A 24,569-nucleotide genomic window follows, 5' to 3' on the forward strand; every position below is an offset into this window, starting at 1 on the left:
AATGCCGTGTAAAGAACTTTTAATTCTAGCAAGTTGTTATGTTCACCCTTTAACCGCTTTTAGAAGAGATAAAAATAAAAAATGTATTTGCAAAAATATTACCACAAAGGTAATGGCAAGTTGTGTTTTGAGGCACTCGAAACCGAGTTCGTGCCTCAAAACAACTTGCCCTGCCGGGAGCTGAAAAACACCTTCCGAAGTCAGGGTTTTGTGTAAGGATTAAAATGGACAGGTTATGGACGAAAACAATAACAACAAACGCAATAAGGGTGGACGTTCGCCAAAAGACAACCCAAGCATCCACCGCCACGTATTTCGTCTGACGGACGCGGAAAACGCCAAACTTTTATCGCTTTTTGAAACATCGGGAATGCCCAATAAAGCAAAATTTATCATTTCGCTGCTTTTCAGCAAGGAGATGAAATCGGTTAAAATTGACAAAGGGACAGTTGATTTTTATATGCGATTGACTTCATTTCACAGCCAGTTTCGCTCGGTAGGCGTAAATTATAACCAGATCGTAAAGCTGTTGTACCGTCATTTTTCCGAGAAAAAGGCGGCAGCTTTTCTCTATAAATTGGAAAAACAGACTGCTGAGATGGCGCTATTATGCCAAAAAATCATTCAGATAACCGAAGAATTTGAAGCAAAACATTTGAAAAAACAGCCTTAGAAATGATAGCAAAAATTGGAAGAAGCGGAAATTTATACGGGGCATTGGCGTACAATCAGCTAAAAGTAGAGAATGAAAACGGACAGATTCTGTTTGGCAATAAGATAATTGAAACCGCGGGCGGTCACTATTCCGTTGCACAATTAGCACAGTCTTTTGCCCCTTATCTCATAGCCAATCGCAATACCGAGAAACATGCGTTGCATATTTCGCTCAACCCTGACCCGAACGATATAGTAAGTGATGACAGGTACAGGGAAATGGCAGAGGAATATATGAGGGAAATGGGTTACGGGCAGCAGCCGTACGTGGTGTTTAAACATACCGATCTTGACCGCAGCCATATCCATATTGTCTCTGTTTGCGTGGATGAAGAAGGTAAAAAAATTTCGGATAAGTTCGAGAAAAGGCGGTCAATGAGTGTATGCAGGGAGATGGAAATTAAGTATGGATTGATACCCGCAACGGATAAAGAACACAAACAGAATGACATGGTCTTCCGTCCAGTAGATTATTGGGCAGGCGATGTGAAGAGTCAGATAGCTTCAATAATACGACACTTGCCAAACTATTATCAGTACCAAACTTTGGGAGAATATAATGCCTTGCTTTCCCTGTTTAATGTTACTACCGAGAAAGTTGAAGGGGAATTACGAGGAGAGATCCGGCAAGGTTTGCTGTACATTCCTTTAAATGAAAAAGGCGAAAGAGCCGGACATCCGTTTAAGGCTTCTTTATTCGGAAAGAATGCCGGCCTGTCCACTTTGGAATTGCACTACGCGAAATCCAAAGAAACTTTAAAAGACCACCCGGCAAAGCCAACCATTGAAGCTGCAGTTACCATTGCTTTACAATCAACAAGTGATGAGCTGGCTTTTAAAAAACAGTTAGGCGAACAGGGAATTAACGTAGTAATACGCAGAAATGATACAGCACGTATTTACGGAATCACCTTTATAGACCATAATTCTAAAACAGTGTGGAACGGTTCACGATTGGGAAAAGAGCTTTCTGCCAATACCTTTAATGATTACTGGAACAATAATATCGCACCTGAAATTAAAGAGCCGGTCGAACTGCAATCGAAAATATCCACATTAAATGATGTAGGTCTTCCTGCAGAGGAACCCCATCATTTGTTCGACTTCCTGAATACTGCTGAAAAACACGAAGACGGTTTAATTGAAGCATTAGGCGGTTTGCTTCCTGAAGCACAGGGCGAAGATTCCCTAGAACAGAATTTTGCCAATAGAATGAAGAAGAAAAGAAAAAGGCCAAAGAGGTAATTGATTAGTATTCAGCCAAACACTTCCTCGTACTGCCTTTGCCTGTCACATTTTTATAGCCGCTAGTTAGAGCCTTTAAATTCACGCCCGAACATTAAAAATTAAAATAATGCAGGGAGAAGATGATGTAAGAGGACTTGCCAAAATTATGGCTTTTATGCGGGCAGTAAGTATCCTTTTGGTACTGATGCACCTTTATTGGTTTTGCTACGGTTACTTTATAGATCGCGGCTGGACTTTAGAAGTAATCAACAAAATATTAGGTAATTTTCAGCGTACCGCGGGATTGTTTTCGCATACATTTTATACCAAAGTATTTGCCTTGGTATTATTGGCATTAAGCTGCTTGGGGTCAAAGGGAGTTAAAAACCAGAAGATGACCTGGACTAAAATTTATACTGCTTTGGCGATTGGGTTTGTCTTTTTTTTTCTGAACACACCTTTATTAAAGCTATCGATAACTACTGCCACAATTCTTTATATCCTTACCACTGGTTTAGGATATGTTGCTTTAATGGTAGCCGGAGTCTGGATGAGCCGATTACTTCGTAACAATCTCATGGACGATGTTTTCAACAACGAGAACGAAAGTTTTATGCAGGAGACTGCATTGATGGAAAACGAATATTCTGTCAACCTTCCCACGAAGTTTTATTACAAAGGAAAATGGAACAATGGCTGGATTAATATAGTCAATCCTTTTCGGGCAACGATTGTCTTAGGTACACCCGGTTCGGGAAAATCGTATGCAATTGTAAACAATTACATCAAACAGCAGATTGAGAAAGGTTTTAGTATGTACATCTACGATTTCAAATTTGATGATCTTTCTACTATTGCCTACAATCATCTAATGAAACATCGGGATAAGTACAAAGTACAGCCCAAATTCTACGTTATCAACTTTGACGACCCACGCAAGAGCCACCGCTGCAATCCCCTCAATCCCGATTTCATGACAGATATCTCGGATGCTTATGAAGCAGCGTATACGATAATGCTGAACCTTAACCGGTCTTGGATACAGAAGCAGGGCGACTTCTTCGTCGAGAGCCCGATTATCCTTTTGGCAGCCATAATATGGTATCTGAAAATTTATGATGACGGTAAGTATTGTACATTCCCACACGCTATTGAACTCCTGAATAAAAAATATTCTGACGTATTTACGATTTTAACATCATATCCCGATTTGGAAAACTATTTGTCGCCTTTTATGGATGCATGGCAGGGAGGCGCACAAGACCAATTACAGGGACAGATTGCATCTGCAAAAATTCCTTTGTCAAGAATGATTTCGCCACAACTCTATTGGGTTATGACGGGCGATGATTTTTCATTGGACATAAACAATCCTAAAGAGCCTAAGATATTATGCGTAGGTAATAACCCTGACCGCCAAAACATCTACTCTGCTGCACTGGGATTATACAATTCACGTATTGTAAAACTCATCAACAAGAAGGGTCAATTGAAGAGTTCGGTTATTATAGACGAGCTGCCCACTATCTATTTTAGAGGATTGGATAACCTTATTGCAACTGCCAGAAGTAATAAGGTGGCAGTATGTTTGGGATTTCAGGATTATTCTCAGCTGACAAGGGACTATGGCGACAAAGAGAGCAAAGTAATTCAGAACACCGTAGGTAATATTTTTAGTGGCCAGGTGGTTGGGGAAACTGCAAAAAGCCTTTCGGAGCGATTTGGGAAAGTATTGCAGAAAAGGCAGAGTATGAGCATCAACCGCAATGATACCTCGACATCAATATCTACCCAATTGGACAGTCTCATACCGGCTTCCAAAATATCAACCTTGACACAAGGTTTTTTTGTTGGATCTGTATCGGACAATTTTGATGAACGTATCGAGCAGAAAATCTTCCATGCTGAAATTGTCGTGGATAATGAAAAGGTTGCTTCTGAAACTAAAGGATATCAAAAAATACCGGAAATCTTATCTTTTATTGACGAAAACGGTAAAAACAATATGAAGCATGCAATCGAAGGCAATTACAGGCAGATAAAAACGGATATTGTACTGGTTATCGAAACCGAATTGGGACGTATAAAGAATGATCCCAATTTAAAGCATCTGTTACAAAAGGATAGTGGTAAGTAGAGCGAGTAAATGAGATTCGAAGTTGAAGTTTGTAACATCCCGGCCTTTATTTGACCGATTATAAATGCTATATCAGCGATAGTACAATAGTGTTTCAAATTAGGAATTTCTAAATCCTGATTCGTAAAAAAAATAAAGATCACATAGTTTTCTTATGTAGTATTGTACTCAATATCCGCACATTAATAGCGCATAGCGGTCATTGCAAACGACTTTGCAACAACTATTATAAACAATTTTAATCAGATGATTAAGAAATGTTTGGTTTTGATATGCTTGATTACTTCAGTGATATTAATAGTAATAGCAACATTGACCTATCCAGGCGGCTCATTGCTTGACAAAAATTCTATAGGCTTTGGTTAGTCAAAAAATTTCCTAAGCAATTTATTTACAGCAAAAGCGATAAATGGTTATGAAAACCCTGGTAGGATTTGGGCAGTTATAGGAATGGGATTCCACTCGATTGGATATGGATTTTTTTTTCATCAATATGCCAAAAAAAATCTCATCAAGACACTGGGCTGATATCTTAAAATTTATAGGTGCTGCCAACATAATATTTATTTTCTTAATCGCAACACCGTTACATGACCTGGGAGTAATATCGATCATTTTAACATTATTTGGTTTATTTACTATTACAGTATTTCTCCTAAAGTCAAAACTTCATTTACTTAAACTCTACTGTATTATTTGCCTATTGACTTATTATTTTTTCTTTTTACTTTTTGGTTTAGGTTATTTGGGTTTAGCAGTCATAATGAAGAAAGTATATATCATAAGCTCGATGTTTTTAGTTTTGGGCCTAGAGTATTTTACCAAATATGAAGACTTTATACAAATTAAATCGAGAGAACAAAAAATATGAGCAGGGACCGCTAACAGCTGTTTCACTCTAAATGTGAAACCTTTTTGTTTATATTATTCAATTTTCCAATAATCACTATAAAAATTTGAAGTATTCATTAGATCCTGATGATTTCCAAGATGGCTTATGGTTTTGTTATCTAAGACATAAATAGTGTCCGCAACATTTTTAAGCATATTTAAGCGGTGTGAAATAAAAAATATAGAACAGTTTTTTTTTATTTTCTGGAATAAATCCATTGTAAAGTTTTCAGTGTTTCTGTCCATTGCCGCAGTAGCTTCGTCAAGTATTAAGAACTGTGGTTTTTTGTAAAGTACTCTTGCTAAAGCAATAATTTGCTTTTGTCCGCCAGATAAATTAATTCCTTCTTCGCCCAAAATTGTAGCTAATCCTTGTGGAAATTGGTCAAAGTAAACATCAAAACCATAATTTTCTATGAACTCGATTAAATTTTCGGACGTTTCTATGGCTCCAAGTAAAATATTATCGACAACATTACCATTAAAAATGATTATTTCTTGCGGAATAACACCTATCAGATCTCTATAGTTTTTTAGTTGTACTTCCGAAAGTTCGTGTTTGTTGTTTATAATGATATTTCCGTTTTCAAAATTATAAAATCGCTGTAAAATTTGCCCTAATGTACTTTTGCCACTACCGCTTTCGCCAACAATCGCAATAAATTTTCCCTTCTTGATTTCTATATTAACATTATGGAACAATTCACTTCTTCCTGCAAAACGAAAAGAAAGATTTTGAATAGATATTTGTTCAATTCCTGAAATTTCGAGTCCTTCTTTTTTCTCTTTTTCAATTGATGCGAATTCATACATTCGGTTAAAAGCAATTTTGGCTTCGTTAATGGGAATGGCAACCAATGCCAGATTTGCAATCGATGGCAAAAGTGAACCGACAATCCCTAAAATTGCAATTAACTCCCCAGTTTTTATTTCTTTATCAAATACTTGTATGGAAGTATAAATTAAAATACCTATCAAAAAGAAAACGCTTGCCAAACCTGATTGCCAGGAAAGAGTAATGTTTATTTTTCCGAGATTGAATATTTTTTGCTGAAAATTAGCAAAAATCAGATTGTTGGTTTTGCCGAAAATTGCTTGTTTGTTATCATTTTTTATAGTCGAAATTCCTTGAATAGTATTGATGTAATTACTTTCGTTAAAAGCATAACTTTGCATCACTTCTTTTTGAGCATTGATTATTTTTTTATTGCTTCTGTAGATGATGTAAAAATAAATAGGCAAACTCAACAAAGAAATTAATCCCAGCGTCCAGGAATAGCTAAACAGAAATCCTAGCGATATAATAGAAATCAAAACGTCTATAACCAAAGAACTCGTTAATGTTTTTATAACGCTTTGTACACGTTGTGTATCGTTTAATCGAGCGACTAACTCCCCAATTTTTCTAGTATCAAAAAACGGTTTTGGTAAATGCAAAAGAGAATCGAAAAATTGACTGTTGATTCGGTTATTAAAATCTTTAGATTGCTGTAATAAAAAGAATTCTCTCAAAATAGCTAACCCTACTCTTGCCAATAATAAAATAGTCAACAAGCCAATACCCGAAATTAATTTTTTGATATTGTGAGATGGCAAAATATCATCAATTAGTTTTTGAGAGAATAGTGACATTGCCATTCCTAAAGCTGCAACAAAAACACCTAATAAAATGCTAATCCATAAAAGTTTATAGTCTTCTTTCAGGATTTCTAAAAACCATTTTCTTTGAGCGTTTTTTTCTGTTTTTTCTTTAATAAAACTTTCATTTGGTTCAAGAGTGAGACAAGTTTTTGAAACCCAAATTTTTTCTAATTCACTTATCGATAAATAAAAAATACCTTTTCCCGGATCGCCAATTAGGAAACCTTTTGTTTCGTCATACTCATAGCAAACTATATAATGATTGAGTTGATTTTCAATTAGAACATGTAAAAGTACGGGTTGTTTGTGGTCTATAAGTCCCTGAATATCGGCTTCGCAACCCTCAGCAGTAAAGCCTAATTTGTTTGCAACCTGATACAAACCTAACATCGTAGTACCTTGTTTGGTTGTGCCACTTAGCCCACGAATTTTTTCAATAGTATTATTGCCTTGATAAAATTTTATGATGCTCATTAAACAAGCAACACCACAATCTGATTGGTCAAGTTGCAGGGTATGTGTTTTTTCGATATGCTTTAGATTCATTGGGATTTATTCTGAAGTCAATTTTTTTAGAAGAATTTCGATTTTCGTTTGTCCTTTTATTTTTTCTACTAGTTTTTGATTTTTATTATATAAAACTAAACAAGGCAAAGATTTAACATCAAATGTAGCAGAGAAAGTAACTTTGTTATCGCATAAAAAATGAATATTATCATAAGAAGTAAGTTGGTGTTTTGTGACAAATGTTTTGATAAGTTCCAGTTTTTCAAACGAAACAAAAATGAGTTGGACGTTTTGGAATTTTTCTACATTTTCTTTTATCATTTTGGCCTCTTCGTTGCAATATTCGCATTCACTGTTAAAGTAAATAAACAAAGTTGGAGTATTGATTTTTATATCCTGATTGGTAAAAAAACCTCCGTTTATGTTTTTATATGAAAAATCAGGAATGGTTTTGATGTTTTCTGCTGCTTCTTTTTTGTGATTTATTTTGATAACAATTTGATAAGTAAAAAAAGCAAGAATACATATAAACGATATGGCCAATATTATTTTTAGTTTTTTTTTCATGAAGTTTTATGAATAATTAAGCGTAAAAAACATTATGGTTACTACCCAAAGTAATAATGCAGGCACATAACTGTATACAACTATTTTTAAGCCATGGTCTGGTTTAATGTTTGTTAGCTTTCCGACTTGATATCCTAAATAGATAATGTAGGCTAACTCAAATAAGTTTAAAGTTTGAAACGGATAAAGAAACCAAGTTTCCAAGTTTTTATACTCTACGATATTTAAAGCTGATAAAGGATAGAAATTTTGAACATCATCTAAAGTATAATTGGTTTGAAAAAAACAAAACCAAACTATTTTGAAAACAGGAACTAACAAAAAAATAAATTCTGCTTTTAAGACAATGTTCCAAAGGTTTTTAAATTTTAAATCTTTACTAGAGAAAAACAAACTAATATAAAGTATGGTAGCGATTATCGATGTTTTGATTAGCATCAAAACAGGAATAAATACATAGCCAACCCATTGCCATTTTTTCTGAAATCCAAGAAAATTTTCTATTTGTTGAGAAGTAAGTTGCTCGGATAGTGAGTTGTAAAATAAATCATCAAAATGTATTGCTTTTTTAAAAATTTCAGCAATTAAAATTGTGACAATAGAAAGCACTAACCATTTTATAAATGGAGATTTCATAAATATAAAATTGTGGGGTTGAAAAACAGCAACTTTTCAGTTGCTGTTTTTTAATTGTGGAGTTGATTTATTTTTAAATAAACGAACTCCAAGTAAAGTTTTTTTGTGCCTAAAAATGAGATAACAAAGGAAAGTCATGAAAATCAAAAAACGATTAATTTCTGGACAGAATTTCGTAAAGTAATTTACGATTATCAACAATACATAAAATATTGCTCCGGTATATTTGGAAGCTATCTTTTTTATCACTTTATTTTTTAAAAATAAATTTCAGATAAAATCATTTTTGGCTAGTTAATGTTTTTACAATATATTTCCATTGGATGTATGATGCTAAAGTTGTCATCAATAGACCAGCCACAGTAAAAGCCATTCCAATTGAAAAACCATTTTTTATCATATAACCAATTAAAAAACCACCCAAACCTCCGCTAACGAAAATAAGGTTAAAGTAAAACCATTTTTTTGTTTTTAAAGTCATGTTGTATATTTTTTAGGATGTTCCAAAACTAGTTAATTAGTGCCTTATCGCTAATAAAACCATTAATAAATTAAAAGATTAATTTAATTTAACAAGATGTTCCTACACCTATTGATCCAACGATAAAAGCAGCAGCAAATAATCCTGCGCCACCTGTAGCGGCAGTAATAGCAAATGCTCCAGCGTAAGTTAAAGCTAGACCAGCTAGTGAGGCCGCACATCCTATTTGTTGTTTAGTAGGTCGTCCTCCGTTCAAATTTTCCATTTGATTTAATTCTAATTTTTTCATAAATATAATAATTAAATTGTTAATAAATTCAAATTTATGTTTTTATGATGATTTGTCTTATGCTCTAAACGGGTAATTTTACCCATTTTTTCTCTTTTTTTTCTTACATAAATAAAAACACGATCTAGTGAGTATTTAAAAGCAAATCGGTCCTCTATATTTTTAGGAAAAATATTATTTAACAAGGATATGAATGCATTGGTTGGAAATAAGTTAAAAAAACTCAGAAAGAGTAGAAATTTTTCACAAGAGGAAATGGCAGACTACCTGAATATATCACAATCTTCTTATGCCAGAATGGAGAATGGTGAGAATCATTCGTGGGCAAACCACATTTCAAGGATTTGCGAAATTTTTACAATTTATCCAGAAGATTTAATCAGAAGAGATTTGTTGGACGGAAATAATAACCAGCAAAAATTAAATTCAACATATTCGGTTCAGGAATTATCAGATAAGCTGATTGAGCAATATGAGCAACGAATAAATGAATTGAAAGAAATAATAGAAATTTATAAAGATAAAAAAAAATAAAGGTCTCGCTTTTTAGGTAAAAACTTGGGTCTTGAATTAAATTTTATAACTTTTTTTTAAAATTAATTGAGTTTTTTAGTTCACAATCTGCAACATTTCACAGCCTATTTGTTTTTAGTAAAATCTCTTTGTTTCCTCAACAGTCTGAAAGGCTTATTCGTTAAAATGGAAAAACCGATCAATTTGACTGTCCGTAGAATTTGCAGAAAAAAATAAAGAAAAGTACTTTACGTGAATTAGATAGAATTTCAAAAGTAGAAATTGATTTTGAATTGCTAAGTTTTTAGTATTACAATTACATTCTTAGTAGACCAAGTCGCGACACATGAAATATCTTTCTATCTTAATAATTTATAATAAAGAAACTTCTGCACGGTATACCACTTTTTCTTGGCTCATATTTTTTCCTTCTCGTATTTTTTAGATTTCAACAAAATTCAATCAAATACACTTATGCCTTTTACAAAATTAGCTTATGAATTATTTGGTAAAATCCAACTATCGTTCTCAAGCCTTTTTTCTTGAATAAATTAGCATCTTACTGGAAAATGAACCTGAAAATATGTAGATGGAATTAGAAAAGAAATATTTACGAATGACAAGGGCAAAAACAAGGAACGTTAATTATTTCTACCAATCTAAGCAAATTAGCTAGTTTTAAAAATGCCATTACTTAACAGCGATTACCTTAAGCATTTTACCTGATTACAATTGTTAGGTATCAAGTTTTTAAGCGTGCAGCAGGCCTTTCCAGCACCTGAATACCGTCAACCTCAATTCTTTCTTTCTGCTCTTTATTTTCGGGAGTAATAGACAATTGTATCTTCCTCTCAACGGCAGCAAGTTCCGTTTTAAACTCATTCAACCGGCTTTCCTTGGACCATGTACCGTTTATCACTTCCTGAAGAACAGGCAGGTCTTTTTGTATTTCAGTAATCTTCTTTTTTTCCTGTTCAATATAGCCAGGTAATTTCTCCAGTGCATTAAGAAAGTTCATAGTGGCCAGCTTTTCATCTTTCGCGATTAAACCGTTGTTATAGGTATATTTAATATTACCCTCACCTTGGATCAAAAATCGGTTTACACGTATATCCACGCCCTCTTTTTCGGATATTTCTGTTTTAACCAAAAGTGTAAATCCGTACAGAGTACCGATTTCTTCATACTGACCTCCGGTACGGGCTTTCTCTGCAAGTTCGTTGAGCTTTGCACCAATCTGTTTGCTATCAGCATGGGAAGGTAAAGCGTCTAATCGCAAAGGATTTTCGATTGTACCATCCGAAGATTTTTGTATGCGCTGATGTAAGTTTTTCCAATCAAGGCTCATTCGGTTAAAACGGGATTGCGAGCTCTCAAGCAATTCTGTGAAATCCTGCAGCTTGTATTTGGCACTGAACTTAGAACGGTTAAACGCTTGTTTTTCGCTTTCCAATCCGGCAATCTGTTTTTCCAGTTTAGCTTTATCCAGAAGGTCGGTATTTCCAGAGAGGATAGCCACGTATTCCGAGAAGTTCATTCCCGATTTTTCGTCCATACTTCCCTCGTCAATCGTGCGTTTGCCGAGATTATTGTTTTTTAACTGGTCTATGAATAGCTGCTTATTGTACAACAGGTTGAACTTGTAGCTGTCCAGTGATTTCTCTACTGCATAGATAATAACATCTACTTTGTTATCTGCAAAGAACTTGGCAATCTCATTGCCTTTTCGGACTGCCCGTCCGTCCCTTTGGGCAAGGTCACTTGGTCGCCACGGCGTATCGAGATGATGAACGGCAACAGCTCTTTTCTGTGCGTTCACTCCTGTACCCAACATACTTGTAGAACCAAACAGCACACGGATTTTTCCCTCGTTCATTCCCTTGATAAGTTCCTTGCGCTGCTTATCGGTCTTTGCTTCCTGTATAAACCGGACTTCGTGTGCAGGTATGCCGTGGTCTTCCACGAGCTTGCGTTTTATTTCGGAATACACATTCCATTCGCCCGGCTTGTAGGTTCCCAGATCTGAGAAAACAAACTGTGTTCCCTTCTGTGCGTTATATTGGTTGTAATACTTGGCTATGTTTGCCGCACAATGCGAAGCCTTGCTATCAGGGTGGTCTTCATATCTGCCGCTTACCATACGCATGTCGAGCGACATCTTACGGGCATAGTCCGTAGCGATAAGCATCTTTGCTTTTTCTTCGCTTTGTGATAAAGGTGCTCTTCCTAATAAGGTAGCATTGCCTGTTTTGGCAAACTCCATCAGCTTTTTGATAAAATCTTCCTGGTCTGGAGTAGGCGGTATATTATATAATAGTTCATTCTTATTGGGCCGGTCAATACCTATATCTTTTGCCGTCCGGTAATCCGTGATTTCCGAGTAAAACTGAGCCAGCTCCGGTACTTTGATAAAGTATCGGAAACGTTCTTTTGCCACGATATTGTTAGCCACCGAAAATTCATAATCGGTCGTTTTTCTTGCATAAATAGCCGCCCAAGCATCAAAAGAGTGAATGCCTTGTTTTTCCATTGCTCGAGGTCGCAGGTATTTGAACAGCAGATACAGCTCAGTTAATGAATTGCTGATAGTGGTACCCGAAAGAAAGGTTGCCCCCATATCAGCACCCGTGCGTTCCTGAATAGTACGGATAGCAAACAAAAGATTCATTGCCTTTTGGCTTCCGTCCACATTACCCAATCCGGCAACCCTTGTATGTCTTGTATTGAACATCAAGTTTTTGAATTGGTGGCTTTCGTCCACGAACAAATGGTCAATACCCATCATTTTAAAGTCGACCACATCATCTTTGCGGTTTTCAATATCGTGCTGAAGGGTTTTGAGTTTGACTTCAAGGTTTTCTTTACGCTTGATTACTCCGGCAAGCATCCCTCTGGTGACTTCCTTGCCCTGCGATTGCAATGCATCTAGGTTACGCTCTACGCTGTCCAATTCTATTTCGAGAATTTCCTTTTGTATTTCAGACGATTGTGGTATCATCCCGAATTGGTCGTGTGTGAGGATTACACAATCCCAATCATTGTTTTTAATATCCCCGAAAATTCGCATGCGCTTTTGGGGTGTAAAATCTTCTTTACCCGGAAATAGGATTTTAGCATGTGGATAGGCAGTGCGATAAGCCTCGGCAATTTCGTGAACGTTGCTTTTTAGCCCGATAATCATAGGTTTATTGGCTAATCCCAAACGTTTCATTTCCTGTGCAGCCGTGCACATTACGAGCGTCTTTCCTGCACCTACTTCGTGGTCACATATCGCACCGTTGTTCAGCTTTATCATCCAAACGGTGTCCTTTTGGCTTGAATATAGGTCTTCGATACCCAATGCTTTGCGGTCCAGTCCGGGAAAACCCTGATGGCTTCCGTCATAGTTCGGCCTAACAAAACAGTTAAAAGTGTCATTGTATTGACCCGTCAGTCTATTTTTAAACTCATCGTTTTGGGCGTGCAGCCAATTGTTAAAGGCGGTACGGATTTCATCGATCTTGGCATTGGCCATTTGTATCGCCTCCATATCCCGTATCTTGACCTCCTGGTCGCCAACAATTATTTTTTTGGTAATGTCCGGCGTGGTATTGACAAGGGCGTGTTTGACCAGGGCAATTCCGTCAAACGTGCGGCTTTCAGCTTTGACAGCATATTTTTCCCATATATGCAAATTCCCCTGATGGCACTTTACGGAAAAGTCATCGGAGCTTTCCGAGTAATTTATATGTACATCTGCGTCGAAAAGATGTGAAGCAAAACGGGCATATAGGCCTGTGGGTATCCAGCGTTCACCTAAATTAAAATCGAGTTCCTCAAATTCGATACGTCTTGGTCGGCCTTCTTCCAAAACAGTAAGGCTTGCTTGGGCTTCCCTGTCTTCTGGATTATTTTCGAGGTAAGCTTTGACCTCTTGGGCTTTTTCAACTACGTTACCTGCAATCCAGCGTTCGGATATTTCATATTCCTTTTGCAGGGGATTGTAGTAAATACGACCGTATAATGCTTCTTTCAGTGCATCGGCCGTCATACCGCTAATTTCGGTCATAAAGTCGAAATCCACCCACCCGTATTTGTTCAGCGATGCCGCTAATGCTTCATCGGGATTGTCAGTTGCAATGGTTGTGGTTGAAAAACTTACAGGATGAATGAATATATCGGCTTTGTGTACAACGCCACCAACGACACGTTCCAAATAAGGGATTTCCTTGCCGGAGCTATCCGTTTTAATGAGCTTGATATTATCGGCACTATTAAGGCTGCCATACCTTTTGACAAAGGCATCGTATAATCGGTTAAGGTTTTCCCTCTCTTCTTTTTGTTCAGTCTGAAACGTTGCCTCTTTATTGTAGAGCTGTTGGTAAACATCACGTATATTGATGTACGCTTCCGCTCTGGCTTTCTGTAAGGTCGGCAACTGCAAAGGATGGAAAACTGCTGTACCGCCTGATGCATCTACATCTTGCAGGTGACCGACCCAGCCATTATCTACAGCAAGGCAGTCGTTGCGATGGAACGATTGCATTTCGCCACTATACCGAGCAGGTTGGGGAATAACTTGCGTAACAGCATGACTATTCCCTGTGGCAGTCGAAAACAGGTCGTCGATAGCTTCCTGTTTTTTATCTTCGGCGGAGGTATTTGCACTTTTAAGTACCGGTGTATAGGGTTGCTGCATCGAAGTGAACAGGTCGGTTTGCCGACCTATCGCACGGCTATTCTTTTTAGTGGTTTGTCTTTTAGCTTTGGGCGTTCCTTTGGGCGGATCAGTTGAAATCGCAGGTTCGCCCATATTTTCAAATAGGTCAAAAATGCTTAACTGTTTTAATTCTTGCGGACTTTCCCGATTGGTTTCAGGAGTTGGAACAGAGAGCGGTTTTTGTTGAATGTTCACAGGTTGGGCAACTGCCGGTGTAGCCGTTGTTTCAGTTGGGATTTTTGCTGTAGGTTCTGTGTTACTTTCTCCTTTATACAAACGTAAATCCAAGTACTTCCCAAAATCATCGGAAAGCATTTGTTTCAAGTCCTTGGCAATCCCCTCAATGCCATCTTTGTGTGTATAGATTAATGCAGGCTGCCCATAGGCATCAGTATCTAATTTACGCTGGGTATGCACAATCCTTGTACTGTCCTGAAATAGTGCATTGCCCGGTGTGTTGTACTCCGTTCTATTACTTTGGCAAAACAGATCTTCCCTTTGGGTCAGACTTCTTTTTGCCGTATTCTTTTGCAGGATAATTAAATCACTGCCAACTGCTGTTCCGGCGTAATCTGAAAACAAATTGTTGGGCAAGCGAACAACTGAAACCAGATTATTATCCTGCATGAGCGCCCTGCGTATCGGCTCATTGTTCGGGCTGTTGAGAATGCCCTGCGAGGTTATGTACACCAGCAGACCACCCTCACGGAGCATATCAGTACCTTTGAGAAAAAAGTAATTGTAAATGCTTCGGGCTGCCTGCACTTTTGCACTGTCCTTGCTTCGGGAATAGGAAAGGTCAAAAACGGAAGTGTCACCAAAAGGTATGTTACTCGCTACCACATCATAGCTGTTTTGCTCCTTTTCGGGGATCTCTTCAAAACCAGAAATACGGATATTGCTTTGAGGATATAGCTGTTCTAAAATCTTGCCGGTGAGCAAATCCTTTTCATATGCAGTAATATTGATTTTTTGATTTTCTGTAAAAGATTGTATAAATGAGCCGATACCGGCGGAGGGTTCAAGGAATTTATCAATGTTCAGACCGCTTTCACGCAAGGTTGCGGAAATCGCATCTATAACCTGTGGTGGTGTATAAAAAGCTGTCAGAACGGAGCTTTTCATGCTATCCACATATCGGCGATATTGCTTTTCGTCTTCGGAATTTTCTTTGAGTAGCTGGTGGAGTTCGTGGGTTATCGGGAAAAGGTCCTGTTCGGCTTTTCTCCAATTATTAATGTCAATGTCATGCGCTATCGGGTTCAACACGAATTTAAGACCGCCGAATCCGCTGTATTGCATCATTAGCAGTCTTTCGCCTACGGTGACTTGCCGTTTCTCCTTTTCCAGTTTAAAAGCAATTCGCAGGGCATCAATGTTTTGTTGGAGATGCTGCTTTTTACTGAAGCCCATTTTCCTGTATCCATATTGCGATGGTTCCCGTTATTTCGGTGTAGAGCAGGTCAAACTCATAACTGTACGCGAAGTCATCGGTTAGCTTGTAGCTGGAGAAAACAGCAGCGCAGACAGGAAACATTTTCAGCGCAAATGGTCTTAGTTCCTCGTCTGCCACTATGGTATCAAATTCATTGCAGACAACCTGAAAAACAGTGTCAAACCTGGAGAAATGCAGGTTTTCAAACAGGATGTAATTCGCTATTTCACTGCATTGCTCAATAGTGTTTCTCGAACTAAATGCGCCCTCATATGCATTAGCTGCCCAAGAAGAACGCTGTTCAATAAACTTTTGGTCATTAGCTTTTTCGGGGAAGCTGGTATTTAATAATTCCTGCAGTCGTAATCTGAAATACGATAGGTCTTTTTGCTTTGTATCCATACTATAATTTTGTTTAGAATTGGCATGAAGCCTAAAATTATAGTACTAGATAAGAGCCTTCGCTGAAGTTGAATACTTTGGCTTTGTGTGGCAGGATTTGACGCAAAGGATACTACTATAAAGCCCAAAAGGAAAAATAAAGGAACCATCTCAAAACAAAATTGAAACGTTTTTTTATTTGTAATTTATTTAAATTTTGTAATTTTAAATCGAATTCAAACTTTTAAAGTTAAAAAAGCATTCTCTTAATAATAAAAAAACAAAGTACTATGGAATTATTAAGCCTTATTGTTATGATATTTTTTGGCATTTATGAAAATCGCAAAGACCTTTCAAGGCATGTTTTAGAATTTTATAATTCTAACGTTGGGAAAATAGTGCATAAAGTAATGGTTAATTCACTTTCTTTTCTTTACAATATAATTGGACTAATACTTTTCTTAGACTTATGGATTGTAAAATCTCAAGGCTCTCTTAAAGGATTGTATTTTGGATTAACAGCTTTTTCAATATGCGTTGTTTATTCCATTTATTTTAGAGCTTCGACAATTAAAATATAAACAGAACGTTTCTTTATTAAAACAACAAAACCCGCTAAATTTAGCGGGTTTTGTTGTTTTAATCTCGTTGAGTCAACAAGCATGAAGCTTGTGCCAGCGAAGGATTTATTCAAGTTCCGTATTGAGAGTTTGAAATCCTGCAATATTTTGTTGTCCTAATCTTTCTATTAATTCTATTGAGAAAAACAAACCATCAATTTGACTATAAATTATATTACTATTAATTTTATTACTATTACTATTAATTTTATTAATCAATTTTAATTTCTTAATTTTTAAATCATATCTTTTTTCATCATATTCTTCATAAGTGTTTATTAGTTTTTGATTCCCTTGATAATCACAAAAAACTGATTTTGAAAAATCCAAATACTTATAATTTGTAACTGGAAAACCTATTGTATAATAATTGTTTATAAATCCTTCAATTTTAGATGGTATTTTTATAAAATCAGACAGATTAAAACTTTCGAATATATCTATAACTTTTTGAGAAACTATGAAATTTAATCCAAGTTCATTCGGAGAAAAACTAATAAAATCTGTCTCTTTTGCTTTTTTTAAAGGAAAATAAGTTAATATAGAAAGTTTGTCTTTTTTTATGTTTCTCCAATTTTCTATTAAAAAAGATTCTACATTTCCGTTAAAATATTCTTCGTAATATTTTTTTTCTTCAATAGAAATAAAAGACTTTTTTTCTATTAATTCAACTTGATAAATGCCATTATTAACACCTATTTCTTTAGCGTCTGATGAAGTTGATATACTTTTATACATTTTATGTTTTTGTTATAAATTACCAAAAAAATCATTCAAATTCAATCCCGAATTTTGTGCTTTTGCAATTTCGTCTCTTAGATGATTTTGTAATTTGGACATTATCTAAATCAAATTTTTGCTGTAGCTTTAAATCATTTAATTTTCTTGTTACATATTCATTATACTTAGGATGATTTCCATGAAAAGGAGTATCTAGATCTATTAGATTGTTTCTATTTTTAGCTAATTTATGGTTTACGGCTTGCGAATATCCTTTTATTTTCTTAAAATCTTTTTTAAATTGTTTGTAAACTGCTTGCGGTATCAGGTGATGGACTTGGCAATCAAGTCCAGACAAATCAATTTCAAAATTTGAATTGAATACGTAGGCATAGAAATTTGGATTACTTCCTTCAAGCCCAATCGGATCCTGCGGCAAGTACAATCTAGTTTCAGGATTACAGTACCTAAAGCGGTTATAATATAAACCCGTCTCTACATCACTTTTCCAAAACTACCTACTTTTATTTGCCTTTTTTCTATTTCCTAAACTTAAAAAACCTCGCCATTGCTGGCGGGGTTTTCTGTTTTTATGCTTTGTTGTTCTCTATTGTAGGTACAAAAAATTCCGCACTATCGTTGCGCATATACCAGCAATTGGGTTATTTTACGTAACATATAAATGTCATCCTGCAGAATATCGTTTTATTCAAGTTCTGTATTGCGAACCTGAAATCCAGTTACATTTTCATCTTCTAATTTTGCTATTAATTTATCGGAAAAGAAAAGTCCCTCAGTTTGGATGTACAATATTTCTGATTTTAATTTTTCTGTTAAAAATAGTTTTTGGGTTCTTAAAGCTCGTGTTTCAAATTTTTGATACATAAACTCTTCATAAGAATGAACTAAAATATTTCCTTTATTTTTCCAATCAATAAAAATCGATTTTTTAAAATCAATTTTTTGAATTTCTATCATTGGAAAACCAACAGTATAATAATCATCTTTAAAACCTTCTATTTTAGTTGGTATTTTCACAAATTCAAATACATCAAAACTTTCAAATATGTCAACAATCCTTTGGGAAACTATAAAATTTAATCCCATCTCATCTGGAGAAAAACTTATAAAATCAGTTTCTTTGGCTTTTTTCAATGGAAAGTAAGTCAATAAAGAAACTTTGTCTTTTTTGATGTTTTCAAAATTTTCTAATAAAAAATTCTTTACATTTCCGTTAAAATATTCTTTGTAATATTTTTTCTCATCATTAGAAACAAAAGATTTTTTTTCTAATAATTCAACTTGATAAATACCATTATTGACACCAATTTCTTTTGGGTCTGATGAAGTTGATACGTTTTTATACATTTTTTATTTTGTTATAAATTAGCAAAAAAATCATTTAAATTTAATCCTGATTCTTGTGCTTTTGCAATTTGATCTCTTAAAGTATTTTGTAATTTAGACACATTATCCAAATCTAGTTTTCCAGCCTCCTTTAAACTTTTTAATTCATTAGTTACAAACTCATTATATTTTGGGTGATTTCCATGAAAAGGTGTTTCTAATTCAATTAAGTTATTTCTATTTTGAGCTACTCGATGATTTACTGCCTGAACATATCCTTTCATTTTTTTCAATTCTGGAAATCGTTTGTAAACTGCTTGAGGTATAATATGATGCACTTGACAATCTAGCCCAAACAAATCCGCTTGACTGTTGGTGTCATATACATAGCCATATAAATTTGGATTGTTTCCCGCGATTCCAATAGGATCCTGACTCAAATAGATTCCACTATCAGTATTGTAATACCTAAATCTATTATAATATAAACCAGTCTCTATATCTTCATATTGCCCAAGTTGCCTAAAAGGAATAAAACTCCTATCTCCTTTTAGATTCCTTAGGCCTCCATAAATATCATATTCGGTTTCCCAAACGAGTTCACCTGTTTCTGAATATACCTGTATTGGTCTACCAATATAATCATTTATGATTGAAAATTTTCCCCTACCAATAATCTTAGCACTTGGTCCAAAGGAACCTGCCTCGTACACCCAAGTAATCAGGTTTTCAATTGGTTATAGTTTATCATAAACCAAATCATCTTCATCAAGAACTACAAGTTTTGGTCTTTCTTTCAGATCGTATTTCCGACTTTCGCACAGCGTTTAGCAGAACTCTTCGAAGAGGGGGGAAACTTTCAAAGATGATTTAATTTATTTCCCATGGAGCTCTTTTCTGTTCAAAAATGATTTTGCCATTTTTCTTTGTAGCCATTAATCCCATCGCATTTAAATTCTTTAATGCAGTTGGTCTTTTTGCAAATTCTAATATACTTTGCTTTGTCTTACTTGATGAGAGCAATGCTATTGCTGAGAATAATTCCAATGAATTTAATGATAATTTTTCACAGACATACCATATTATTGATAGATATATAATATTTTCTCTTGGATCTTGTTTGAAATCTTCAAGTGAATGAAGAAATAATGCAACTTTAGGAAGGTCTTGATCTTTATTATTAATAGCAATTTCTGCTATACGCTCTGAAATACTCAAAAGCAAAATTCTTTGATTATCCTTAACATGTTTCCTGACTAATTCTCTGTTTTCTTGATTAATGTTTTCATATGTAACAGCTAATTTTTTGATAAGATAAATAACTTTTGAGTTATTTATCTTATCAATACTACGATTAAGTAAAGTAATAATTAAATCTAAATCATCTAATGCTATGTTGATGTCCATAAGTTATTGTTTATTAGATTACAAATTTTATTTACATTTTATTAATTTCCCTTTTCGTGTCATTAATTTTCCTTTTCGTTTATAGCCAGCTGCATCTAATTGTTTCAATTCTCTATCAAATACTGTGTATGGGAATCTAGAACCTGGAGGGTTTACTCTATTTGCTTTAACTGGAGCCGAGGCTAAATGAAAATCTTTTTCAGCATCAATACCGCCCTGCATCCAAGCGTCATTAACTGCTGGTGTCCAACCTGATGTGTTTAACCTTCTCATGCCTGCTTTTTCAGCAGCCTCAGTATCTGTCAATCTTCCTATCGCTAACTTTTCAGTAGACTGGGAACTTTCTTGGTAAACCTTCCATCCTGTTGCTGCCTCTTGTCTACTGGAGAACCAACCACTTGTTTGGGATTGAAATTGATTCCATGAAGACGCAACAACAGATAAACCAAAAATATCTACCCAGTAATTTGTATCATGCGTATAAGCATAAAGATTTGGATTATTTCCCGCAAGTCCAATCGGATCTTGCGACAAGTACAATCCAGTTTCAGGATTATAATACCTAAACCTATTATAGTAAAGACCTGTCTCCTGATCTTCATATTGTCCTAATTGTCTAAATGGTATAAAATTTTTATCTCCTTTTAGATTTCTTAGATCACCATAAATATCATAATCAGTATCCCAAATTACATCGCCATTTTCATTATAAACTTGTATTGGTCTGCCAATGTAATCATTTATGATACTAAATTTTTCATTCCCAATTATCTTGGCAATTGGCACAAAAGAACTTTCCTCATAAACCCAAGTAACCAAATTATCAATTGGTTCCGGTTTATCGTAAACCAGATTGTCTTCATCGACAACTATAAGTTTTGGTCTTTCCTTTAGATCGTATTTCCACTCATGAATAAGAACATTTCCATCCCAAACATAGCGATTTATTTCTTTGTTTGCAATTTTTGCGGTACGTCTTCCCAGTGCATCATATTCAAAACTTACTCTTTTTCCATCTGGGTTGGTAACACTCTCTAACATGCCATTGGCGAGCCAGGTGTAAGTTGTGTCTCCGTACTGCCACTGCTCATGTTCTTTTTGTAATCTGTTTTCTTCTTCTTTGTTGCCTGCCAGTTTATCGATCCAATTGGTTGGCTGTTCAAACACCAATGATTTGGTAATATCCCGGGGACTTTTATGTATTAAATTTCCTTGGTCATCGTATTTGTAAAAATATTTTTCGTCCTGCAGCAGTTTACCACCTTTGCCATATTTACGATCGCTACGGTCTTCAGTTTTATAAAGATTCCCTACGACATCCGGGGTTTTATACAACTCTTCTTTGCCATTGTAGCTTTTAGCCAAATTACCAAAATCATCGTAGTCAAAATAGGTCATGCCTCCTGTAAGCTGATTGACCGCACTGCGAAGTTGTTGGTTGGTATCCCAGTTGTAATAACGTGAACCAGTGCGTTTTCCGTTGACAAATACTTCCTGTTCCTTTTGCTTGCCGCTACTGTTGTAACTGGTTTTGATGTGTAGACCTCCAGTGGCAAAACGTTCTATTTCACGTCCTAATTCATCCCGTTTTAGCGTGGTTTCCCATGCCTGATGCTGTTCTTTGAGTTCGTTACTTTGGGCTTCTATGCACTCGAGCTGTCCTTTTTGATTGTAATGTGTGTTGATATTAGCTCCTAAGCTAGTGGTGATATTGGTACGTTGTCCTAAGGTGTTATAAGTTGATACAAGGGTAATGCCGTTTTCGTTGGCATCAAGCTGCTGCTTTTGGGTTTCTTGTGTTATGCGTCCGACAGCATCACGTTCAAAGGAAATACTTACGTTTTGGTTGGTGGCTTCTATGAGCAATCCATTTTTGTTATAGGTGTAGGTTTCCCAGGTGCCATCGTGGTAGTCGGCTCTGGTGATTCGGCCCAGTGCATCCTGTTCGTATTCGGTAAACTTTCCGTTTCCGTAATCTATTTTGGTGACTTCACCGGCAAGATTACGATTGTATTTTTTTACGATACCGTCAAAAGCCGTTTCCCGCATGATGTATCCCGCTTTGTTACGGCTAAAACTATAACTTTCGTTGTCTTCGTTTTTGATGCTGGTCAGCTGCTCCATCTTGTCGTAGTCAAAACGCACTTTTACACCGTTCTGTTCTCTGGTGGCCAGACTTCCCATTGGAGTATAACTAAACCTGATGTTGTTTTTATTGTCTGTTAAAGCCACTACCTCATCATAGTTGTTATAGCTGAATTCGATAACATTGCTGTCTTTTTCTATAATTTGCTGCACACGGTCCAGCGCGTCATAGGTAAAGTAATCCGCCATTTGCATGGGCGTGTAAATCGCCTTTACACGGCTGCGGTGGTCGTACTCCCAGGATTTTAGTTTTTGATCGTTTTCCCGCCATTCTACAAGATTGTACTCTTGATCGTAAACCAGTTCGAGTTCGTTGTTGTTTTTGGCTACACTTGCCAATAACCCATCATTGTTATAGGTAAAATGAGTACTGGTTTTATCGGGTGCAATAATGGTTTTAAGCTGATGTGGCTTTTGATCTTTGTATAAATAGATTGTCTTATTTCCTTCCGGATCGATGGCTATCGATGGACGATTTTCGTCATCAAAGAGCATCATTTCCTGGGTACCATCTGGATAGGTGGTGCTAATTTTATTCCCCTTCTCATCGTAAGTGAATCCCAAGATACGACCTTCGGGATCAATCTCTCGATACAATTCCATGAACTCGGTATAGTCATAAAAGGTGCTATTGCCCATCGGGTCTTTTACCTGAGTCACAAGCTGATTCGGCTCATAAAAATAAGTGGTTACGGCACCGTTGGCATCACTGACGATGTTGTAACCTTCCTCAGTATGGTATTCCATCCGGCCTTCCTGCCAACCTCCATCACCCCAGGTATGAATACACCTGTTTTGTGCATCGTACTCCCAATAAAAAGTTTGCCCGTTACGATCAGTTTTTTTAACCATCAGGTGATTTTCGTATTCAATCTGAGTCGGTTTACCCAGTGCATCTATAATAGCGATCATATTATAATGCTCATCGTATTGGTAGGCCACCAAAAGTTCGTCCTGCTCTGGGGCTGCCAATTCGAGTTTTTCAATAAAACCGTTATTGGTACTTACTTTTATAGTTCTTCCTGAGGCATCGATGATTTTATTTAAACGATATCCCGAAAATTCAAAAGTAATGGCTAATCCATCAGGATTACTGATTTGTGTAAGCTGGTATTTTTTGCCGTCAAATAAAGTAAAATTATAGAGAAGTTTACTGTTATGGTCGTAAGCCTGATAACCGTCCTGAGTTCTTTTCAGGGTTGTTTTTTCTTCACGAAGGTAAAATTCTTCTTCTGGCAGTAATGCAGGAAAAGCTACAAGTCTTCCGTCGTCCATACGAAGTCCCAGAGCATCATCTTCAGGGTATAGTTCTACAGCTCTGTCGTATGTACAATGTACACCATATCCAAGCCAGCCAATATAGTCAGAATCTGAATACCAGTTACGCTCCCAATTAAGAGTAATAGGACTTGCAATATCAAAATCATTTCCTTCGTAAATAACAGCTCCATTGATAAGATTTATAGGCTCAAAACCAAACCTACACAATATTTTTTTCAGTCCACTTGGACTTTTACCACTGGTGTTAAATTTTTTAATTAGTCCTCTTGTTTTCTTCAATAGCGTACTAAAGCCAATACTGGCGGCCAGTCCGGTAAGCATTCCACCCCAATCGGGCGGGTAAGGACCGCCTACCATTACCGGTTTCCCGGTAGGAATAGGCAAGGAAAATGAAGTTGGAGCAAAAAGGGTTGGAGCAAACGGCAACATTTTTTTACCAACTTTAGTTTTACCAAGTGATAAGGACAATGGAATCCCAATATCATTACAAGTCATCAGCATGTGTCCTTTGGGACTCATTCGGGTGCTGTCTGAGAATACGGTTTGTGAAGCAAAAAAGTTCATGCTTTCGTGCCCGATAATAGGCATCATTAACCAAGGTGGTGTAAAAAGCGGAATGTGTTGTAATGGAATAATTATCCCCCCTGTGTCAGAATTCCCACGTTTAAAGCCATTTACGTGCACACTGGTTCCAATAAAAGGAATATAATCAGCCGGGTCAATAACAATACCTATGTAAGGATGAAATGGGTTAAATGGTGGCAGGGTAGTAAAATGGATGTCTATACCCACCACTATAGTCAAATGATTATCGGTTAATAACATAATTAGTTAGATGTTGCTTAAGTGGTATTCCTTTGGTTATCGGTTATTTGCTATTGGATTGTCTTTACCCGAAAAAGGATTATCATCTTATTGGGCAATAGTTTTT

The 24,569-nt window shown here is 36.1% G+C and carries 18 protein-coding genes and 1 pseudogene; 5 read left to right on the forward strand and 14 right to left on the reverse strand.

Going from position 1 to position 24,569, the window contains the following annotated elements; translation table 11 throughout:
* Positions 1-235: 235 nt before the first annotated feature.
* The 3 genes from mobA (at position 236) to mobC (ending at position 4,078) form a co-directional block, all read left to right on the forward strand.
* Positions 236-673 (forward strand): conjugal transfer protein MobA, encoded by a 438-nt coding sequence (gene mobA, locus ACN1CN_RS21075; protein ID WP_419137418.1) that lies wholly within the window; start codon positions 236-238, stop codon positions 671-673.
* Positions 674-675: 2 nt separating this feature from the next.
* Positions 676-1,959, forward strand: a complete 1,284-nt coding sequence (gene mobB / locus ACN1CN_RS21080; RefSeq protein WP_419137420.1) for a conjugal transfer protein MobB — start codon at positions 676-678, stop codon at positions 1,957-1,959.
* 109 nt (positions 1,960-2,068) lie between these two features.
* Positions 2,069-4,078: a conjugal transfer protein MobC gene (gene mobC, locus ACN1CN_RS21085; RefSeq protein WP_419137422.1), complete on the forward strand. Its 2,010-nt coding sequence runs from the start codon at positions 2,069-2,071 to the stop codon at positions 4,076-4,078.
* A 924-nt stretch (positions 4,079-5,002) separates the two neighbouring features.
* Here the strand turns inward: mobC and ACN1CN_RS21090 are convergent.
* The 5 genes from ACN1CN_RS21090 to ACN1CN_RS21110 form a co-directional block, all read right to left on the reverse strand.
* Complete coding sequence (locus ACN1CN_RS21090; RefSeq protein ID WP_419137424.1) at positions 5,003-7,156, reverse strand: peptidase domain-containing ABC transporter; 2,154 nt, start codon at positions 7,154-7,156, stop codon at positions 5,003-5,005.
* Positions 7,157-7,162: 6 nt separating this feature from the next.
* Positions 7,163-7,684, reverse strand: a complete 522-nt coding sequence (locus ACN1CN_RS21095) for a peroxiredoxin family protein (RefSeq protein ID WP_419137425.1) — start codon at positions 7,682-7,684, stop codon at positions 7,163-7,165.
* 6 nt (positions 7,685-7,690) lie between these two features.
* Positions 7,691-8,320 carry a hypothetical protein gene (locus ACN1CN_RS21100; protein WP_419137427.1) on the reverse strand — a complete coding sequence of 210 codons (630 nt, stop codon included), beginning with the start codon at positions 8,318-8,320 and terminating at the stop codon, positions 7,691-7,693.
* A 280-nt stretch (positions 8,321-8,600) separates the two neighbouring features.
* Complete coding sequence (locus tag ACN1CN_RS21105) at positions 8,601-8,801, reverse strand: hypothetical protein (protein WP_419137429.1); 201 nt, start codon at positions 8,799-8,801, stop codon at positions 8,601-8,603.
* 88 nt (positions 8,802-8,889) lie between these two features.
* Entirely contained in the window at positions 8,890-9,090 is a 201-nt protein-coding gene (locus ACN1CN_RS21110) for a hypothetical protein (RefSeq protein WP_419137431.1), read from the reverse strand.
* A gap of 189 nt (positions 9,091-9,279) precedes the next feature.
* Here ACN1CN_RS21110 and ACN1CN_RS21115 point away from each other — a divergent pair, with 189 nt between their 5' ends.
* Complete coding sequence (locus ACN1CN_RS21115) at positions 9,280-9,624, forward strand: helix-turn-helix domain-containing protein (RefSeq protein WP_419137433.1); 345 nt, start codon at positions 9,280-9,282, stop codon at positions 9,622-9,624.
* Between the two features lie 721 nt (positions 9,625-10,345).
* On the opposite strand, the gene ACN1CN_RS21120 is transcribed toward ACN1CN_RS21115, so the two are convergent.
* Both ACN1CN_RS21120 and ACN1CN_RS21125 read right to left on the reverse strand, forming a co-directional pair.
* The gene (locus ACN1CN_RS21120; protein WP_419137435.1) at positions 10,346-15,715 is read right to left on the reverse strand and encodes an N-6 DNA methylase; all 5,370 of its coding nucleotides are present in this window, start codon (positions 15,713-15,715) and stop codon (positions 10,346-10,348) included.
* Positions 15,702-16,139, reverse strand: a complete 438-nt coding sequence (locus ACN1CN_RS21125) for a DUF1896 domain-containing protein (RefSeq protein ID WP_419137437.1) — start codon at positions 16,137-16,139, stop codon at positions 15,702-15,704. Before ACN1CN_RS21125 ends, ACN1CN_RS21120 begins: the two co-directional genes overlap by 14 nt.
* 269 nt (positions 16,140-16,408) lie before the next feature.
* Here ACN1CN_RS21125 and ACN1CN_RS21130 point away from each other — a divergent pair, with 269 nt between their 5' ends.
* On the forward strand, positions 16,409-16,699 hold the full coding sequence (locus ACN1CN_RS21130; RefSeq protein WP_419137439.1) for a hypothetical protein: 291 nt from the start codon (positions 16,409-16,411) through the stop codon (positions 16,697-16,699).
* 105 nt (positions 16,700-16,804) lie between these two features.
* Here ACN1CN_RS21130 and ACN1CN_RS21135 read toward each other — a convergent pair whose 3' ends face one another.
* From ACN1CN_RS21135 to ACN1CN_RS21165, 7 genes and pseudogenes are all read right to left on the reverse strand, one after another.
* Positions 16,805-17,476 (reverse strand): hypothetical protein, encoded by a 672-nt coding sequence (locus ACN1CN_RS21135; protein WP_419137441.1) that lies wholly within the window; start codon positions 17,474-17,476, stop codon positions 16,805-16,807.
* A gap of 31 nt (positions 17,477-17,507) precedes the next feature.
* A complete protein-coding gene (locus tag ACN1CN_RS21140) occupies positions 17,508-17,816 on the reverse strand; it encodes an AHH domain-containing protein (RefSeq protein WP_419137443.1) in 309 nt (102 codons plus the stop codon).
* Positions 17,817-17,951 (reverse strand): annotated as a pseudogene (locus ACN1CN_RS21145) (RHS repeat-associated core domain-containing protein); the annotation flags it as partial.
* Between the two features lie 212 nt (positions 17,952-18,163).
* The gene (locus ACN1CN_RS21150) at positions 18,164-18,826 is read right to left on the reverse strand and encodes a hypothetical protein (protein WP_419137445.1); all 663 of its coding nucleotides are present in this window, start codon (positions 18,824-18,826) and stop codon (positions 18,164-18,166) included.
* Between the two features lie 11 nt (positions 18,827-18,837).
* Positions 18,838-19,518, reverse strand: coding sequence for an RHS repeat-associated core domain-containing protein (locus ACN1CN_RS21155; protein WP_419137447.1), 681 nt, complete (start codon positions 19,516-19,518; stop codon positions 18,838-18,840).
* 157 nt (positions 19,519-19,675) lie between these two features.
* Positions 19,676-20,212, reverse strand: coding sequence for a hypothetical protein (locus tag ACN1CN_RS21160; protein WP_419137449.1), 537 nt, complete (start codon positions 20,210-20,212; stop codon positions 19,676-19,678).
* 27 nt (positions 20,213-20,239) lie between these two features.
* On the reverse strand, positions 20,240-24,463 hold the full coding sequence (locus tag ACN1CN_RS21165; RefSeq protein ID WP_419137451.1) for an RHS repeat-associated core domain-containing protein: 4,224 nt from the start codon (positions 24,461-24,463) through the stop codon (positions 20,240-20,242).
* Between the last annotated feature and the right edge of the window lie 106 nt (positions 24,464-24,569).

The organism is Flavobacterium sp. T12S277 (assembly GCF_048514875.1).
Taxonomy (GTDB): Bacteria; Bacteroidota; Bacteroidia; order Flavobacteriales; family Flavobacteriaceae; genus Flavobacterium.